General features: G+C 63.7%; 18 protein-coding genes. 13 read left to right on the plus strand and 5 right to left on the minus strand.

Going from position 1 to position 15,709, the window contains the following annotated elements; all coding sequences use genetic code 11:
• Nucleotides 1-26 precede the first annotated feature (26 nt).
• From kdsA to ftsB, 3 genes are all read left to right on the plus strand, one after another.
• Nucleotides 27-881 carry a 3-deoxy-8-phosphooctulonate synthase gene (kdsA, locus tag PTE30175_RS13500; RefSeq protein WP_150697578.1) on the plus strand — a complete coding sequence of 285 codons (855 nt, stop codon included), beginning with the start codon at nt 27-29 and terminating at the stop codon, nt 879-881.
• Between the two features lie 303 nt (nt 882-1,184).
• Nucleotides 1,185-2,468, plus strand: a complete 1,284-nt coding sequence (gene eno, locus PTE30175_RS13505; protein ID WP_150697579.1) for a phosphopyruvate hydratase — start codon at nt 1,185-1,187, stop codon at nt 2,466-2,468.
• A gap of 68 nt (nt 2,469-2,536) precedes the next feature.
• A complete protein-coding gene (gene ftsB, locus PTE30175_RS28670) occupies nt 2,537-2,950 on the plus strand; it encodes a cell division protein FtsB (RefSeq protein ID WP_150697580.1) in 414 nt (137 codons plus the stop codon).
• A gap of 89 nt (nt 2,951-3,039) precedes the next feature.
• On the opposite strand, the gene PTE30175_RS13515 is transcribed toward ftsB, so the two are convergent.
• The 3 genes from PTE30175_RS13515 to PTE30175_RS13525 all read right to left on the minus strand — a co-directional run bounded on the left by PTE30175_RS13515 (nt 3,040) and on the right by PTE30175_RS13525 (nt 5,067).
• Nucleotides 3,040-3,441 (minus strand): hypothetical protein, encoded by a 402-nt coding sequence (locus PTE30175_RS13515; protein WP_150697581.1) that lies wholly within the window; start codon nt 3,439-3,441, stop codon nt 3,040-3,042.
• A 28-nt stretch (nt 3,442-3,469) separates the two neighbouring features.
• Nucleotides 3,470-4,420 carry an Hsp33 family molecular chaperone HslO gene (hslO, locus tag PTE30175_RS13520; protein ID WP_150697582.1) on the minus strand — a complete coding sequence of 317 codons (951 nt, stop codon included), beginning with the start codon at nt 4,418-4,420 and terminating at the stop codon, nt 3,470-3,472.
• A 122-nt stretch (nt 4,421-4,542) separates the two neighbouring features.
• Nucleotides 4,543-5,067: a gamma carbonic anhydrase family protein gene (locus PTE30175_RS13525; RefSeq protein ID WP_150697583.1), complete on the minus strand. Its 525-nt coding sequence runs from the start codon at nt 5,065-5,067 to the stop codon at nt 4,543-4,545.
• A 50-nt stretch (nt 5,068-5,117) separates the two neighbouring features.
• Here PTE30175_RS13525 and PTE30175_RS13530 point away from each other — a divergent pair, with 50 nt between their 5' ends.
• The 10 genes from PTE30175_RS13530 (at nt 5,118) to PTE30175_RS13575 (ending at nt 13,920) form a co-directional block, all read left to right on the plus strand.
• The gene (locus tag PTE30175_RS13530) at nt 5,118-5,978 is read left to right on the plus strand and encodes a ferritin-like domain-containing protein (protein WP_150697584.1); all 861 of its coding nucleotides are present in this window, start codon (nt 5,118-5,120) and stop codon (nt 5,976-5,978) included.
• Nucleotides 5,979-6,053: 75 nt separating this feature from the next.
• Nucleotides 6,054-6,938, plus strand: coding sequence for an alpha/beta fold hydrolase (locus tag PTE30175_RS13535; RefSeq protein WP_150697585.1), 885 nt, complete (start codon nt 6,054-6,056; stop codon nt 6,936-6,938).
• A gap of 101 nt (nt 6,939-7,039) precedes the next feature.
• Nucleotides 7,040-7,873, plus strand: a complete 834-nt coding sequence (locus PTE30175_RS13540) for a 3',5'-nucleoside bisphosphate phosphatase (protein WP_150697586.1) — start codon at nt 7,040-7,042, stop codon at nt 7,871-7,873.
• A gap of 9 nt (nt 7,874-7,882) precedes the next feature.
• Nucleotides 7,883-8,512 carry an L-threonylcarbamoyladenylate synthase gene (locus PTE30175_RS13545; protein WP_150697587.1) on the plus strand — a complete coding sequence of 210 codons (630 nt, stop codon included), beginning with the start codon at nt 7,883-7,885 and terminating at the stop codon, nt 8,510-8,512.
• Nucleotides 8,513-8,582: 70 nt separating this feature from the next.
• A complete protein-coding gene (locus PTE30175_RS13550; protein ID WP_150697588.1) occupies nt 8,583-9,248 on the plus strand; it encodes a site-2 protease family protein in 666 nt (221 codons plus the stop codon).
• A 22-nt stretch (nt 9,249-9,270) separates the two neighbouring features.
• Nucleotides 9,271-10,473, plus strand: coding sequence for a tryptophan--tRNA ligase (locus PTE30175_RS13555; RefSeq protein WP_150697589.1), 1,203 nt, complete (start codon nt 9,271-9,273; stop codon nt 10,471-10,473).
• Nucleotides 10,470-11,024, plus strand: coding sequence for a class I SAM-dependent methyltransferase (locus tag PTE30175_RS13560; protein ID WP_150697590.1), 555 nt, complete (start codon nt 10,470-10,472; stop codon nt 11,022-11,024). The genes PTE30175_RS13555 and PTE30175_RS13560 overlap by 4 nt, the downstream gene beginning before the upstream one ends.
• Nucleotides 11,025-11,066: 42 nt before the next feature.
• Nucleotides 11,067-11,960 (plus strand): 4-hydroxy-tetrahydrodipicolinate synthase, encoded by an 894-nt coding sequence (gene dapA / locus PTE30175_RS13565; protein WP_150697591.1) that lies wholly within the window; start codon nt 11,067-11,069, stop codon nt 11,958-11,960.
• A 38-nt stretch (nt 11,961-11,998) separates the two neighbouring features.
• Entirely contained in the window at nt 11,999-13,141 is a 1,143-nt protein-coding gene (gene bamC, locus PTE30175_RS13570) for an outer membrane protein assembly factor BamC (protein WP_150697592.1), read from the plus strand.
• Between the two features lie 8 nt (nt 13,142-13,149).
• Nucleotides 13,150-13,920: an MBL fold metallo-hydrolase gene (locus PTE30175_RS13575; RefSeq protein WP_150697593.1), complete on the plus strand. Its 771-nt coding sequence runs from the start codon at nt 13,150-13,152 to the stop codon at nt 13,918-13,920.
• 88 nt (nt 13,921-14,008) lie between these two features.
• Here the strand turns inward: PTE30175_RS13575 and PTE30175_RS13580 are convergent, their stop codons facing one another.
• Both PTE30175_RS13580 and PTE30175_RS13585 read right to left on the minus strand, forming a co-directional pair.
• Nucleotides 14,009-14,257, minus strand: coding sequence for a hypothetical protein (locus PTE30175_RS13580; RefSeq protein WP_150697594.1), 249 nt, complete (start codon nt 14,255-14,257; stop codon nt 14,009-14,011).
• Nucleotides 14,258-14,439: 182 nt separating this feature from the next.
• Nucleotides 14,440-15,660 (minus strand): cupin domain-containing protein, encoded by a 1,221-nt coding sequence (locus PTE30175_RS13585; RefSeq protein ID WP_150697595.1) that lies wholly within the window; start codon nt 15,658-15,660, stop codon nt 14,440-14,442.
• Nucleotides 15,661-15,709 lie beyond the last annotated feature (49 nt).

Raw genomic sequence — 15,709 nt, forward strand, 5'->3', positions numbered from 1 at the left:
GCGTCGGATAGATTCAGGAGTCCCCCATGAAGCTGTGTGGTTTCGACGTCGGTCTCGACAAACCGTTTTTCCTGATCGCAGGCACGTGCGTCGTCGAGTCGGCACAGATGACCATCGACGTCGCCGGCCAATTGAAGGAAATTACCGGTGCGCTTGGCATTCCGTTCATCTACAAGTCGTCGTACGACAAGGCCAACCGTAGCTCGGGCAAGTCGTTTCGCGGCCCGGGCCGGGATGCCGGCTTGAAGATTCTCGACGAAGTGCGGCGCCAGATCGGCGTGCCGGTCCTGACCGACGTGCACACCGAAGAGGAAGTGCCGGAAGTCGCCGCCGTGGTGGATGTCCTGCAAACGCCGGCGTTCCTGTGCCGCCAGACCGATTTCATCCGGGCATGCGCGCAGTCGGGCAAGCCGGTGAACATCAAGAAGGGCCAGTTCCTCGCCCCGCACGACATGATCAACGTCATCGCCAAGGCCCGCGACGCCGCACGCGAGGCGGGCCTGCCCGACGACGTGTTCATGGCTTGTGAGCGCGGCGTTTCGTTCGGCTACAACAATCTGGTCTCCGACATGCGCTCACTGGCGATCATGCGCGAGACCGGTGCGCCGGTCGTGTTCGATGCCACGCACTCGGTGCAATTGCCGGGCGGCCAGGGCACCAGCTCAGGCGGCCAGCGCGAGTTCGTGCCGGTGTTGTCGCGCGCGGCCGTGGCCGTGGGCGTGTCGGGCTTGTTCATGGAAACCCATCCGGACCCGTCGAAGGCCTTGTCCGACGGGCCAAACGCCGTGCCGCTGGGACGCATGCGCGAGCTGCTGGGCACGCTGCGGACGATCGATGCGGCCGTCAAGCAGGGCGCGTTTCTGGAACAGAATTTCAACTGATTGAAAAATTTCCGGCCGGCGCACGCCACTATAGCGCTGCGCACAGGTCGGATATAGCGGCACGGCGCTTGGCATGAAGGCGCCGAGTCGTTAAGCTGACGGCGCGGCTGGCCCTACCGGGCGGCCGCGTTTTGCGCACCGAGGGGGGAGTGGCCGCGCAACCGGCGCCTGCATGGCGCTGCCGGCGTCCCCCCGCCCGCGACGGGGCTTATCCGCCACCGTCCAGGTCTCGCGCCCGCGACACGACGCCGTAGTGCGTAGCAGGTTCATTTAGCGTTTAGTTATTCAGATACCGAGGAATACATGAGTGCAATCGTAGATATCATCGGGCGCGAAGTGCTGGACTCGCGCGGCAACCCGACGGTCGAGTGCGACGTGCTGCTGGAGTCGGGCGTGATGGGCCGCGCGGCGGTGCCGTCGGGTGCGTCGACCGGTTCGCGCGAAGCGATCGAACTGCGTGACGGCGACAAGAGCCGTTACCTCGGCCGTGGCGTGCTGAAGGCCGTCGAACACATCAACACCGAGATCTCGGAAGCGATCATGGGCCTGGATGCCGCCGAACAGGCCTTCCTGGACAAGACCCTGATTGAACTCGACGGCACGGACAACAAGTCGCGCCTCGGCGCCAATGCCACGCTGGCCGTGTCGATGGCCGTCGCCAAGGCGGCTGCCGAAGAAGCCGGCCTGCCGCTGTACCGCTATTTCGGCGGCTCGGGCGCCATGCAGATGCCGGTGCCGATGATGAACATCATCAACGGCGGCGCGCACGCCAACAACAGCCTGGATATCCAGGAGTTCATGGTGGTGCCGGTCGGCCAGTCGAGCTTCCGCGAAGCGCTGCGCTGCGGCACGGAAATTTTCCACGCACTCAAGAAGATCATTGGCGAACGCGGCATGAGCACGTCGGTGGGCGACGAAGGCGGTTTCGCACCGAACTTCGCCAGCAACGACGAGTGCCTGACCACCGTGTTGGCCGCGATCGAGCAAGCGGGCTACCGTGCCGGCGAAGATGTCCTGCTGGCGCTCGATTGCGCCTCGTCGGAATTCTTCAAGGACGGCAAGTACCATCTCGAAGGCGAAGGCCTGCAGTTGACCCCGACCGAGTTCGCCGACTACCTCGCCAACCTGTGCGACAAGTTCCCGATCGTCTCGATCGAAGACGGCATGGCCGAGAACGACTGGGAAGGCTGGAAGATCCTGACCGACAAGCTCGGCAAGAAGGTGCAACTGGTCGGCGACGACCTGTTCGTCACCAACACCAAGATCCTCAAGCAAGGGATCGAGCAAGGCGTCGGTAACTCGATCCTGATCAAGATCAACCAGATCGGCACGCTGACGGAAACGTTTGCCGCCATCGAGATGGCCAAGCGCGCCGGCTATACGGCCGTCGTGTCGCATCGTTCGGGTGAAACCGAAGATTCGACCATTGCCGACATCGCCGTGGGCACCAACGCCGGCCAGATCAAGACCGGCTCGCTCTCGCGCAGCGATCGTATCGCCAAGTACAACCAGTTGCTTCGCATCGAGGAAGATCTGGGGGATATCGCTTCGTACCCGGGTAAGGAAACCTTCTACAATCTGCGCTAACCCCGAATGCCCGCGCGCGCCGCTGCAAATGCCGCGGCGTTTGCGCGGGTGACTTGCCAGGCGAAAGCATGCGAATCGTGACCTTGGTGCTGGTGCTGCTGCTCGCAGCCCTCCAGTATCCGCTCTGGTTCGGCCACGGCGGCTGGCTGTACGTGCGCGAATTGCGCGATCAGCTCGCGGCCGAGCAGCAGAAAAACGAGCAATTGAAGGAACGCAACGACCGCCTGGCGGGCGAAGTGCAGGACTTGCAGGAAGGCACCGCCGCCATCGAAGAGCGCGCCCGCTTCGAGCTGGGCATGGTCAAGGATGGCGAGGTGTTCGTGCAGTTTGTCGCGCCGGACGGCTCCGGCATGCCGTCCGGCGCCTCCGCAGGCGCCAGCGCAGCCGTGGCGATGCCGCCCGTGGCTGCGGCGGCACCTGCGCACAAGTCGGTCGGCGCCGCAGCGCCCACGCCGCCGCCCGCGCACGGCAAGAAGCATTGACTGGCCGAGGTTTTATGGCCAAACGAAGACGGCGCTCTCCTGATGGATGAGCGCCGTTTTTTTATGCAGGGCCGCCGGTCTGGCCGGCCTCAAAAGCCGAATCCGATCCCCACGCCATAGTACGGGCCGCCGTACCATCGCGGCCAGCCGTAGCCTCCGTACGGATAGCCATCGTTCCAGTAAGCTCGTGCCGCGTCGCTGTATGCCGCCCATGCCCGCTCGTTCGCAATCGCCCGCTCCTGTTCGGCAAGTATGCGGGCGTCGAGCTGTGTGAGGCGCTGTCTTTCGGCATCCGACAACGGCGGCGCGAGCTGCGTCATCTGGCTGGCGGGCAGGCGTGCGATCGGCGCGCCCGGGGGCGGCACGCTCGCGCAGCCGGATGCCAGCAGCAAAGCAATCGCTGCAGTCGCGCTGGCGAATCCGAGGGGGGCTGCACGGCGTGCCAACGTCCGGCTCGCCGGACGTGGCGGGAAAGTTGGCAGCTTGCGCATGGCGGCCTCCATTCGGCAGAGATGCGCCCTAATGATGTTGCGACGGCGCAGGGGCGACACCTGCTGAGATCGTTTCCCCCGCAAAGAGTTGCGCCACATCAACCGGATCGAAACGGTACTGCTGGCGGCAGAATTCGCAGGCGACTTCGATGTCGGGGCGCTCGCTCAGGATGCTGGTGGCTTCCTCGACACCCAGCATGCGCAGCATGCCGCCGACTTTCTGTCGCGAGCAACTGCAACGGAACACGGTTGCCTGCGGCTCGAACACGCGCAAGTCTTCCTGCCAGAACAGGCGGCGCATCATCGTTTCCGGCGCCGTCTCCAGCATCTCCTTGCGGGTGAGCGTGTTGCCGAGCTGACAGGCGCGCTCCCATGCGTCTTCGTCGTGATCCGGCGCGCGCTCAGCGCCGGCGCCGGCCGTGCCGCCATGATCCGGCAGGCGTTGCAGCAGGACGCCGACAGCGCGTTGGGCGTCCGCCGCCAGCCACAGACGCGTGTCGAGCTGCTCCGAGCGATGCATGTAGTGTTGAAGGACGTCGGCCATGTCGGCCAGCGGTCCGTCTTCGCCGACCAGAGGCACAATGCCTTGATACGGTTGCTGTCCCGGCACTTTGTCGCGTGGATCGAGCGTGATGGCGAAGCGCGCGTGGCCGTCCGCGTTCACCATGTCGGTCAGCGTGGCGTCGTCAGGGATGCTGCCGCTGTATTTGGCCGTCGCACGCATCGTCAGGTCGGCATTGCATTCGACGACCAGCATGTGCACGGGGCCGTTGCCATGCAGTTGCATGACGAGCGCACCGTCGAACTTGATGTTGGCGGACAGCAGCGCGGCGGCGGCCATCATTTCGCCGAGCAAGGTGCGCACGGGCAGCGGATAGTCGTGACGCTCGAGCACGGCTTGCCACGTGGCATCGAGGGTGACATATTCGCCGCGCACGGGCGCGGCGTCGAACATGAATTTGTGAAGCTGGTCGGACACGAAGCAAATTCCTGAAAAATGCGGCGAAGACGAGGGCGTGTTCACGCTGATATCACCGCCCAGATGGTGCCGGATCGCCGCATTTTCAACGGCCCTGCGGGGTGGGCGGCCCCGCAGCGTCGTCAGCCGATGCGGACGAGTTTTTCCTTGAACAGCTGACGGCGTTCGGCGTAACCGTCTGCATTGCGCTGCAAATTGGCCACTTCTTCGTCGGTCAGCTCGCGAACGACCTTCGCGGGCGTGCCGAGAATGAGCGAGCGGTCGGGAAACGTCTTGCGTTCCGTGACCAGCGCGCCGGCGCCGACGAGACAATGCTTGCCGATGACCGCGCCGTTGAGCAGTACGGCCTGGATGCCGATCAGCGAGCCTTCGCCGACCGTGCAGCCATGCAGCATGGCCTGATGGCCGATGCTGACGTTTTCGGCCAGCGTCAGCGGAAAACCGGGGTCGGTGTGCAACACCGCGCCTTCCTGGACATTGGTGCTGCGGCCGATCCGGATCGGTTCGTTGTCGCCGCGAATCGTCACGCCAGGCCAAACGCTCGAGTTCTCGGCCATGAACACTTCGCCAATGATCGCGGCGGTGTCGGCCACGAAAGCGCTTTCGTGGATTTGCGGGGTCTTGTCTCCAATTTTATAGATCGGCATGGCCTGGTCCTGAACACGGCTAAAATGAGCGGAATCCCTATTGTACCGCCATGCCCGAAATCGCTCCCGCGCCGCAAAAAGGCGCTTTGACGCAGGCTGACGCGCCCGGATGCGCGCGCCACGCTGCCCTGACACTCCTGTGTGTTACCGATCCGTACCGGAAAGCCGCCGGCGTCACCGCATTGCGCGAGGCCGTGACCGGTGGCCGGGCTGTCTGGCAGCCCGCTCTGCGTCTGGCGGAGCCCCCCGGCGTGCCGGGGCGTCCGGCTGCGCCGCGCCTGGTGTCGGCGCGTGAGCTGGAGCGGCGCGCCGTCAGCACCGTCGCCGGCCGCGCAGCCATGCTGCATGCCTTGGCTCACATCGAATTCAACGCGATCAATCTCGCGCTGGACGCCATCTGGCGCTTCGACGGCCTGCCGGCGGCGTATTACGACGACTGGCTCCTCGTGGCGGCTGAAGAAGCGTTCCATTTCACCCTGCTGGCCGACCACCTGGCGAGTCTGGGGCGCGAATTTTATTACGGCAGTCTGCCCGCGCACGATGGCCTGTGGGACATGGCGCAACGCACCTCGGGCGACTGGCTGGCCCGGCTGGCGCTGGTGCCGCGCACGCTGGAGGCGAGGGGGCTCGATGCGAGTCCGCCGATCCGCGCCAAACTTGCGAATGCCGGGGACACGCGCGCCGCGGAAATTCTCGACATCATCCTGCGCGACGAAATCGGCCACGTGGCCATCGGTAATCGCTGGTACCGCTGGGGATGCGAGCGCGACCGGTGCGATCCGGTCCCGACCTACGCACGCCTTGCACGACAATATGGTGCGCCGCGCCTGCGCGGTCCGTTCAACCTCGAAGCGCGCCGCGCAGCAGGATTCGGCGAAGACGAATTGCTGGCCCTCGTCCAAGGCGAGTAAGCTCGTTTTTCCGCCAACCGATATACTCGAACGCTGACCGATTCCCTGCGGCGATGTAAGGCGTCGCTGTTGCCTATGACTCCCTCGCGTTCCGAATTCACGACCGTGCGCGGTCTTCGCCATCATGTCCGCCAGTGGGGCACGCCGGGTGCCCCGAAACTGTTCCTGCTGCACGGCTGGATGGACATGTCGGCTTCGTTCCAGTTCGTGGCTGATGCCCTGGCCGAACGCTGGCATATCATTGCGCCCGACTGGCGGGGGTTTGGCCTCACGGATTGGCCGGTATCGGACGGCCGCGCAGGCAGCTACTGGTTTCCCGACTACCTGGCCGACCTCGAAGCGTTGCTTGACGTATATGCCCCGGGCGAGGCCGTCAACCTGGTGGGCCACAGCATGGGCGGCAATGTCGTGTGCCACTATGCGGGCGTGCGCCCGGCGCGCGTGAAGCGGCTCGTCAACCTCGAGGGTTTTGGTCTGCCTGCGACACAACCGTCCGCCGCCATCAAGCAGATGGCCAAATGGCTCGACGACTTGCGCGAGCCCCCCACGCTGCGTCCGTACGCATCCCTTGAAGACGTGGCGGCGCGTTTGCGCAAGACGAACCCGCGCCTGACCGACGCGCGCGCCGCGTTTCTCGCGCCACATTGGGCCAGGCGCGGCGACGACGGCCTCTGGCACCTGTTGGGCGACGCAGCGCACAAGATCGCCAGCCCATATCCGTACCGTCTCGACGAAACGCTCGCGATATGGGGCAATATCGGCGCTCCCGTGCTGTACGTGGAGGCGAACGATTCCGAGGTCTTGCGCCATCTGACGAGTGAGGCGGACAGAGGTAAGTTCCGGGAGCGTTTCCGGGCGTTCAAGCAACTTCGTGAAGTGTTCCTCGACGATGCGGGCCATATGGTGCATCACGACCAGCCGGCGCAGGTGGCGGCGTTGATCGACGAATTTTGCCAATGAACTGAAGATGCGTGGCCGCGGCGGTGGTTGCGGCGCGTGGATCCGCCCCGCACGCAATGCGGCGGTGCGGTAGAATGAAACCGTTATCACGGCCACGCATCATGTTCAACGCGGATCTTCACTGTCACTCCAAAATCTCCGACGGCACCCTGGCGCCGGCCGAGGTGGCGCAACTCGCCTTCGAAGCGGGCGTTGACCTGTGGGCGCTCACCGACCATGACGAAGTCGGCGGCCAACAGGAAGCACGTGTGGCGGCCGAGGCGCTGGGCATGCGCTATGTCCCGGGGGTGGAGATTTCGATCACGTGGGCGGGCCGGACCGTGCATATCGTCGGTTTGAATATCGATCCCGCGAATCCGGCGCTGATCGGCGGGCTTGCCGACACACGCGGCGGACGTGCCGTGCGCGCGAAAAAGATGAGTGAGCAGCTGGCGGCCGCCGGCATTCCCGGCGCCTATCAGGGCGCACTGAAATTCGTCGGCAATCCCGACCTGATTTCGCGCACCCATTTTGCGCGCTACCTCGTCGAGATCGGCAAGTGTGCGTCGGTATCTGACGTCTTCACGCGTTATCTTGCAGAAGGCAAGCCGGGCTTCGTCCCGCATCGCTGGGCCACGCTGGAAGACGCCGTGAAGTGGATTTGCGGCGCGGGCGGCACGGCGGTGATTGCACATCCGGGCCGGTACAAGTTCTCGCTGCTCGAATTCGGCGTGCTGTTCGACACCTTCCACGATCTCGGCGGCGAAGCCATCGAGGTCGTGACAGGCAGCCATACCCCCGATCAGTACCGGGAGTATGCCGACGTGGCGCGACGCTACGGTTTTCTCGCCTCGCGCGGTTCCGATTTTCACGGGCCGACGGAAAGCCGGGCAATGCTTGGCAAGCTGCCGCCGCTGCCGGACGACCTCACTCCGGTCTGGTCACGCTGGCATTGACGACACCCCATGTCCCAATTTTTCCATATTCATCCCGATAACCCGCAGCCACGCCTCATCAAGCAGGCCATCCAGATCATCGATGGCGGCGGCGTCGTGGCATTGCCGACCGATTCGAGCTACGCGCTGGCGTGCCATCTCGACGACAAGAGCGCCGTCGATCGGATTCGCCGCATTCGGGGCCTCGACGACAAACAGATGTTGTCGCTGCTGGTGCGAGATTTGTCCGAATTGGCGACTTTTGCGCTCGTGGACAACCGGCAGTACCGCCTGATCAAGGCCACAACACCCGGCCCGTACGTTTTCATACTCGAGGCCACCAAGGAAGTGCCGAGACGGCTCTCGCATCCGTCGCGCAAGACGATCGGCCTGCGCGTGCCCGACCATGCCATCACGCTCGCGATTCTCGAAGCGTTGGGGCAGCCGCTGCTGGCGTCGACGCTGATCATGCCGGGCGAGACACAGCCGCTCAACGATCCCGAGGCCATCCGTTCGCGGCTCGAGAAGCAGGTCGACCTCGTCATCGACAGCGGCGCGTGCGCCCAGGAGCCGTCGACGGTGATCGATCTGACGGAAGCGCCGCCGGTGCTGATTCGGGCCGGACGCGGGCCGCTCGCACCGTTTGGCCTGTCCGCGTAAGCCCCTTGGCAGCCTGCCGGCGTACGCGCGAAATACCGATGGCGGCGGCCCCTTGCTACAATAGCCGGCTATGACTTCCGACCTGATTCAAACGATTGCGGTTTACGCGCTGCCGGTGCTGTTCGCCATTACCTTGCACGAAGCCGCCCACGGCTACGTGGCGAAGTATTTCGGCGACCCCACCGCCTACCTGATGGGGCGCGTGACGCTGAACCCGCTCAAGCACGTCGATCCCGTCGGGACGGTGCTGGTGCCGCTCTTCCTGTACTTCGCGACGGGCGGGAGCTTCCTGTTCGGCTACGCCAAGCCGGTGCCGGTGGCCTTCTCGAGCTTGCGCAATCCGCGTCGCGACACGATCTGGGTGGCGCTCGCGGGCCCGGCCAGCAACTTCATCCAGGCGATTCTCTGGGTGTTGTTCGGGGTTGCGTTGCAGTTGTTCGACGTTCATGAGACGTTCCTGTCGTCGATGGTGCAGGCCGGTTTGCTCGTCAATCTCGTGATGTGCATGTTCAACCTGTTTCCCATTCCGCCGCTCGATGGCGGGCGCATCCTCGTCAGCCTGTTGCCGCAGCGCTTCAGCTATACGCTGGGGCGCCTGGAGCCGTACGGTTTCTTCATTGTGCTGGCGTTGGTGGTCAGCGGCGTGCTCGGCCGCGTGTGGCTGTGGCCCCTGATCAACCTGGGCCAGGACGCCATCCGCTTCCTGCTGACGCCGCTGCTCGCGCTGTTTTCCTGAAAGACATAACGATAACCAGATCATGTACCCCGAACGCGTTTTTTCCGGCATGCGCCCCACGGGCAGCCTGCACCTGGGTCACTATCACGGCGTGCTCAAGAACTGGGTCAAGCTCCAGTCCGAATACCCGTGCTTCTTCTGCGTTGTCGACTGGCATGCGCTGACCACGCACTACGAAACGCCCGAAATCATCGAGCAGAACGTGTGGGAGGTGCTGATCGACTGGCTGGCCGCCGGCATCGATCCGAATCAGGCAACGCTGTTCATCCAGAGCAAGGTGCCCGAACACGCCGAATTGGCGCTGCTGATCGGCATGAGCACGCCCCTCGGTTGGCTCGAGCGCGTGCCGACGTACAAGGAACAGATCGAGAAGCTCAAGGACAAGGACCTCTCCACCTACGGTTTTCTCGGCTACCCGGTCTTGATGGCCGCCGACATCCTGCTGTACCGCGCCTTGCATGTGCCGGTCGGTGAGGATCAGGTGCCGCACGTCGAAATGACGCGCGAGATCGCCCGCCGCTTCAACTATCTCTACGGCCGCGAGCAAGGCTTCGAAGAGAAGTCGCTGCAGGCCGCGAAGAAGCTCGGCAACAAGCGCGCCAAGCTTTATCTGGAGCTGCGCACCGCGTACCAGGAACAGGGCGACGACGAGGCGCTGGAGCAGGCGCGGGCCATGCTCTCCGAATCGCAGTCGCTCAGCATGGGCGACCGCGAGCGCCTGTTCGGCTATCTCGAAGGCGCGCGCAAGCTGATTCTGGTCGAGCCGCAAGCCATGCTGACGCCGGCGTCGCGCATGCCAGGTCTCGACGGGCAGAAGATGTCGAAGTCGTACGGCAACACCATCGGCATGCGCGAGGACAAGGAGTCGATTACCAAAAAAGTGCGCACCATGCCGACAGACCCGGCGCGTGTGCGCCGCACCGATCCGGGCGAGCCGGAAAAGTGTCCGGTGTGGCAACTGCATCAGGTCTATTGCGACGACGATACGCGCGAATGGGTGCAGAAGGGCTGCCGCAGCGCCGGCATCGGCTGCCTGGAGTGCAAGCAGCCTGTGATTGACGGCATCCTGCGCGAGCAGCAACCGATGCTCGAGCGTGCGCAGAAATACATGGACGACCCGTCGCTCTTGCGCGCCATCGTCGCCGACGGGTGTGACAAGGCACGTAAATCGGCGCAGGAAATCATGCGTGAGGTCCGTGAAGCCATGGGGCTGCACTACTCATGAGCGAGGCCTCCCCGTGGCTCGAGCGATGGGCGCACCTGCTGCCCGCGAACGCGCGTTCGCTCGACCTTGCCTGCGGACATGGCCGTCATACGCGCTGGCTGCTCGCCCATGGCGCAACGGTGACGGCGATCGATCGCGACGCGGCCGCGTTGGCTTCGCTGCCGGCCGCCGTGAGGCGTATCGAGGCCGATATTGAAAACGGCCCGTGGCCGCTGCCCGACGACAGCCGTTTCGACGCGGTGATCGTCACGAACTACCTGCATCGTCCGCTGCTGCTGCGTATCGCCAAGAGCGTGGCACCTGGCGGTATTTTGCTGTATGAAACCTTCGCGCAAGGCAACGAGAGATTCGGAAAGCCGTCGAATCCCGCGTTCCTGCTTGCGCCCGGCGAACTTTTGACGCTGGCCGACGCAGCGGGTCTGCGTGTCGTGGCCTATGAGGACGGCGTCGCGGCCTTGCCTCGTGAGGCCTGTGTGCAGCGGCTTTGCGCGGTGCGTCCGGCACCTGGCGAAGCTGCGGGACACGTCGCGCTTTACGAGCTGCGCGCGTAATCCGCTACAATCCACCTTTATCGCAGAATTGACCGATAAATCATGACTACCCAAACACCGATTCGAGGAAGCATCGTCGCGATCGTGACGCCCATGCTGGAGGACGGCAGCCTCGACAACGACGGCCTGCGAAACCTGATTGACTGGCACATTGCTGAAGGCACGGATGCCATTGTGATCGTCGGCACGTCCGGCGAATCGCCGACCGTCTCGGTCGAAGAGCATTGCGCGCTGATCAAGCTGGCCGTCGATCACACGAACAAGCGCGTGCCGGTCATTGCCGGCACGGGCGGCAACTCGACCGCCGAAGCGATCGAGCTGACCGAGTACGCGAAGAAAGCCGGCGCCGATGCTTCGCTGCAGGTCGTGCCGTACTACAACAAGCCGACGCAAGAAGGCATGTACCAGCATTTCCGCAAAATCGCGGAAAGCGTGGACCTGCCCGCGATCCTCTATAATGTGCCCGGTCGTACGGTCGCAGACGCGAGCAATGAAACGCTGCTGCGGCTGGCGCAGGTGCCCGGCATCATCGGTGTGAAGGACGCCACGGGCAACCTCGACCGCGGCACGCAGTTGATCAAGGCGGCACCGAAGCACTTCGCGGTATACAGCGGCGACGACCTGACGGCCGTCATGCTGATGTTGATGGGCGGCCAGGGCAACATCTCGGTCACCGCCAACGTGGCGCCGCGCGCAATGCATGACCTGTGCGCAGCTGCGATGGCCGGCGATGTGGCCAAGGCGCGCGATTTGCAGTTCCGTTTGCTTGAACTGCATCGTGCGATGTTCGTCGAAGCCAATCCAATTCCGGTGAAGTGGGCCCTGCAGCACATGGGCAAGATCCGCTCGGGCATTCGTTTGCCGTTGACGCCGCTGGCATCGTCCTGTCACGATACGGTGCGCAGCGCGCTGCGCGATAGCGGCGTGTTCGCCTGAACCACGCGGGATCGCTTGACTACCTTTTTTTGCGACTCATGAAACGAATCGTCAGTTTGACCAAAGCTCGTCCCGTGCTGGCATGGGCCGCTATCGCATCGATGGCGCTGTTTGCCGGTTGCAGTTCGCTCACGTCCGCTCTGTCCTCCGACAAGGTTGAATACAAGAGCGCCAAGAGCGGTCCTTCGCTCGACGTTCCCCCGGACCTGACGAGTGCGGCGTCGAATGACCGCCGCTATGCCTCGCCGGGCGGCACGGCCACGCTGTCGACGTATGAGAAGCAGTCGCAGATCACTGCGGCTCAGCCGGCCGACAAGGTCCTGCCGCCGGTGCCGGGCATGAAGGTGATGCGTGACGGCAATCAGCGTTGGCTGGTGATCCAGAAGGCGCCGGCCGAACTGTGGCCGACCCTGCGTGAATTCTGGCAGGAAAACGGCTTCGTGCTGACGGTCGACTCGACCGACACCGGTGTCATGGAGACCGATTGGGCCGAGAACCGCGCCAAGCTCCAGCAGGATATCGTGCGCGACTTGCTCGGCAAGGTGCTGGACGGCCTGTATTCGACCGGCGAACGCGATCGTTTCCGCACGCGTGTCGAGCGTGAAGCGGACGGCAGCACTGACGTGTACATCAGCCATCGCCGCATGGTCGAAGTGTTCACGAACGCGCAGAAGGACACGACGAAATGGGAGCCGGCACCGAGCGATCCGGGTCTCGAAGCGATTTTCCTGACGAAGCTGATGCAGCGGCTGGGCGTGCAGTCCGATCAGGCCAAGGCGCAAGTGGAATCGGCGAAGTCGGCGGCGCCGGCGACGCAGGTAGTCAAGAGCGGCGATGTGGCGTATCTCGACATCGACGAACCGTTTGACCGCGCATGGCGCCGTGTCGGCGTGGCACTCGACCGTGGCAACTTCACGGTCGACGATCGCGACCGCGCGAAGGGCATGTACTACGTGAGCTACGTTGATCCGGCGTCACTGGCGAAGGACAACGGGTTCTTCTACAGCCTGTTCCATGCGAAGGAAGTGCAGGACAGCAAGAAGGCGAAGAAGTACAGCGTGAACGTGCAGGGTCAAGGTGAGAACAAGACCCGCGTGCAGGTGTTGGACGACGCAGGCAAGGTTGACAACTCCACCATCGCGCAGACCATCATTGGCGTGCTGAGCAACCAGCTCCGTTAAGGCGGAGTGTGCGGTTCGCCAGTCTCGGCAGCGGCAGCGAAGGCAATGCCTTGCTGGTCGAGGCGTCGGAAGGCGCCTCGACGACCCGTATTCTCCTCGATTGCGGGTTCTCCATGCGCGAAGTCGAGCGGCGCCTTCTTGCCCGCTCGGTCGAGGCATCCAGCCTGGATGCGATCGTCATCACCCACGAACACGCCGATCACATCGGCAGCGCGCTGACGCTGTCGCGCAAGCACGCCATTCCGCTGTACATGAGCTGGGGGACCGGGCAAGCCGTCAAGGGCGCGGCCGGCGCCGATGTACGCTGGTGCCGCTCCGATGTCAGCCTGGCCATCGGTGCGATCGAATTGCTCCCCTATACCGTGCCGCACGACGCGCGTGAGCCGCTGCAGTTCGTCTTCGGAGACGGGCAGCGCCGGCTCGGCGTGCTGACCGATGTCGGGAGTGCCACGGCCCACCTGATCGGCGTGCTGGGCGGCTGTGATGCGCTTGTGCTCGAATGCAATCACGACCGCGAGATGCTGGCTGCCAGCAAGTATCCGCCGTCGTTGCGTGCGCGCATTGGCGGCACGTACGGACATCTGGCCAACGATACGGCGGCGGAAATCCTGGCGGCGCTGGACCGCACGCGGCTTCAGCGTGTGATTGCCGCACACCTGAGCGAGCAGAACAACTCACCGGCGTTGGCGACGGCCGCGTTGGCGGCAGTATTGGGGACGGCGGCGGCGGAAATTCTGGTGGCCACACAGGCGGACGGTTTCGGCTGGCAGACGCTCTAGGACGAACCAGGGCACATGATTCACGCGCCCATGAAAAAAGCCGGCTTGCAGCCGGCTTTTTTTTTCTGCCAGAATCGGCAGAAAGCGCTTACTTGCTGGCAGCAGCTTGAACAGCCGAGGCTGCTTCAGCAACAGCACCAGCGGCCGAAGCGGCGGTGTCAGCAGCAGCACCAGCAGCCGAAGCAGCGACTTCAGCGGCAGCACCAGCAGCCGAAGCGACTTCAGCAGCCGGAGCCGAAGCGGCGTTGTCAGCGGCGGGAGCAGCAGCCTCTTCTTTCTTACCGCAAGCGGTCAGGGCGATAGCCAACAACGAAGCGACGAGGAGAGACTTCTTCATGATCACGTCCTTTTATGGTAGAAGACAAGCAAATAAAAATTTTAGATACCGGTAAATACGCTCTTGCCAGCGCAAAGCTGATTGCGCGACTGCGGCAATTGAGGATTACCCTGAGTCATGCAAGCTGCTTGGCGAGAAATTATATTGGGTTTTCCCCGATGCGTCATCAATATCTCGCGTAATCACGCCGCTTTTTTGGCGATCGCACGCAACTTTCGCGGCGGCCCCGGGTCTGCTCCGGGCAGCAACCATCCTGCGGCGTACCAATCGTACAGAATTTCCTGAATTTGATGGTCTTTTTGCGCGAAAACTGTACATTCGCCCCCCGAAATGGCCCGATCGTCAGCCAGCTTGCGCAGCGCTGCGCGAGTATTTACGGGCACTTCAAGCGGTTCGCCGTTAATGAAGAAACGGTTGCGTTCATACAACAACTGCGACTTCGGCGAGAGCCTTACGCCGCCCAGCGCTGCCGCCGCGGCAAAACGCGCGTGCGTGAGCGGCTTCTCGGGGGGATCGAAATACACATGCGACTTCGGTTCGCTGAGCCAGCGCCCCAGAAAATCCGACACTTCACGACGTCCCCATTTCACGCGCTCGAGTTGTGCGAGCAGCGTGTCCACCATCGCGTCGGGCAACGCTGCGGGCTTTTGCACGGCGGGCTGTTTCGGATCTGCGTATCGACCGTCGAAATGGCGGCCGAAGGGGAGTTCGGGGGCGTTCTCGGCGAGGTAGTACAGAAAGTTCTGCAGCAGTTCCTGTTCAAGCGGCGCGCGAAATCCGATCGAATACGTCATGCACTCGCCGATCGCCTCGCCGTCGTGCGCGTAGCCCGGCGGGAGGTACAGCATGTCGCCGGGCTCGAGCACCCATTCTTCTTCCGCTTCGAAGTGTTTGAGGATCCGCAGCGGGACACCTTCCTGCCACGACGTGTCGTGCGGCGCCGAAATGCGCCAGCGGCGCTGGCCGTGCGCCTGCAGCAGGAAAACGTCGTACGAGTCGAGGTGCGGGCCGACGCCGCCGCCATCGGCAGCATAGCTGACCATCACATCGTCAAGACGGGCATCGGGAATAAATCGAAACTGGCCCATGAGGTCGTGGACCGCCGGTGCATGGAGATTGACCCCTTGCACGAGCAGCGTCCATTGCCGTCGCGTAAGCGGCGGCAGGTCGTCGCGATCGAATGGTCCGTGGTCGAGTTGCCAGCACTTTCGGCTGCGCGTGACCAGACGCGACTCGACGTCGTCTTGCCCCGCGAGCGCGAACAGCGCCTCGCGCGACAGCGGTGCGGTGAAGCCCGGCAGGGCTTGGCGAATCAGTAACGGCCGCTTGTGCCAGTACCGTTTCATGAAGGCGTCGGGGGCCATGCCGCCGAGCAGCGTCGAGGGTTGCAAGGTTCTTGTCATGCGAGTAGAAAGGAGCGAAGACGCGGGCTCCTTTATAATGCAGGCCTGT

It is taken from the genome of Pandoraea terrae, from assembly GCF_902459695.1.
Taxonomy (GTDB): domain Bacteria; phylum Pseudomonadota; class Gammaproteobacteria; order Burkholderiales; family Burkholderiaceae; genus Pandoraea; species Pandoraea terrae.

Coding starts and splice junctions, on each gene's coding strand:
- kdsA (WP_150697578.1), top strand. CDS start 27: ATGAAGCTGTGTGGTTTCGACGTCGGTCTCGACAAACCGTTTTTCCTG.
- eno (WP_150697579.1), top strand. CDS start 1,185: ATGAGTGCAATCGTAGATATCATCGGGCGCGAAGTGCTGGACTCGCGC.
- ftsB (WP_150697580.1), top strand. CDS start 2,537: ATGCGAATCGTGACCTTGGTGCTGGTGCTGCTGCTCGCAGCCCTCCAG.
- PTE30175_RS13515 (WP_150697581.1), bottom strand. CDS start 3,441: ATGCGCAAGCTGCCAACTTTCCCGCCACGTCCGGCGAGCCGGACGTTG.
- PTE30175_RS13525 (WP_150697583.1), bottom strand. CDS start 5,067: ATGCCGATCTATAAAATTGGAGACAAGACCCCGCAAATCCACGAAAGC.
- PTE30175_RS13530 (WP_150697584.1), top strand. CDS start 5,118: ATGCCCGAAATCGCTCCCGCGCCGCAAAAAGGCGCTTTGACGCAGGCT.
- PTE30175_RS13535 (WP_150697585.1), top strand. CDS start 6,054: ATGACTCCCTCGCGTTCCGAATTCACGACCGTGCGCGGTCTTCGCCAT.
- PTE30175_RS13540 (WP_150697586.1), top strand. CDS start 7,040: ATGTTCAACGCGGATCTTCACTGTCACTCCAAAATCTCCGACGGCACC.
- PTE30175_RS13545 (WP_150697587.1), top strand. CDS start 7,883: ATGTCCCAATTTTTCCATATTCATCCCGATAACCCGCAGCCACGCCTC.
- PTE30175_RS13550 (WP_150697588.1), top strand. CDS start 8,583: ATGACTTCCGACCTGATTCAAACGATTGCGGTTTACGCGCTGCCGGTG.
- PTE30175_RS13555 (WP_150697589.1), top strand. CDS start 9,271: ATGTACCCCGAACGCGTTTTTTCCGGCATGCGCCCCACGGGCAGCCTG.
- PTE30175_RS13560 (WP_150697590.1), top strand. CDS start 10,470: ATGAGCGAGGCCTCCCCGTGGCTCGAGCGATGGGCGCACCTGCTGCCC.
- dapA (WP_150697591.1), top strand. CDS start 11,067: ATGACTACCCAAACACCGATTCGAGGAAGCATCGTCGCGATCGTGACG.
- bamC (WP_150697592.1), top strand. CDS start 11,999: ATGAAACGAATCGTCAGTTTGACCAAAGCTCGTCCCGTGCTGGCATGG.
- PTE30175_RS13580 (WP_150697594.1), bottom strand. CDS start 14,257: ATGAAGAAGTCTCTCCTCGTCGCTTCGTTGTTGGCTATCGCCCTGACC.
- PTE30175_RS13585 (WP_150697595.1), bottom strand. CDS start 15,660: ATGACAAGAACCTTGCAACCCTCGACGCTGCTCGGCGGCATGGCCCCC.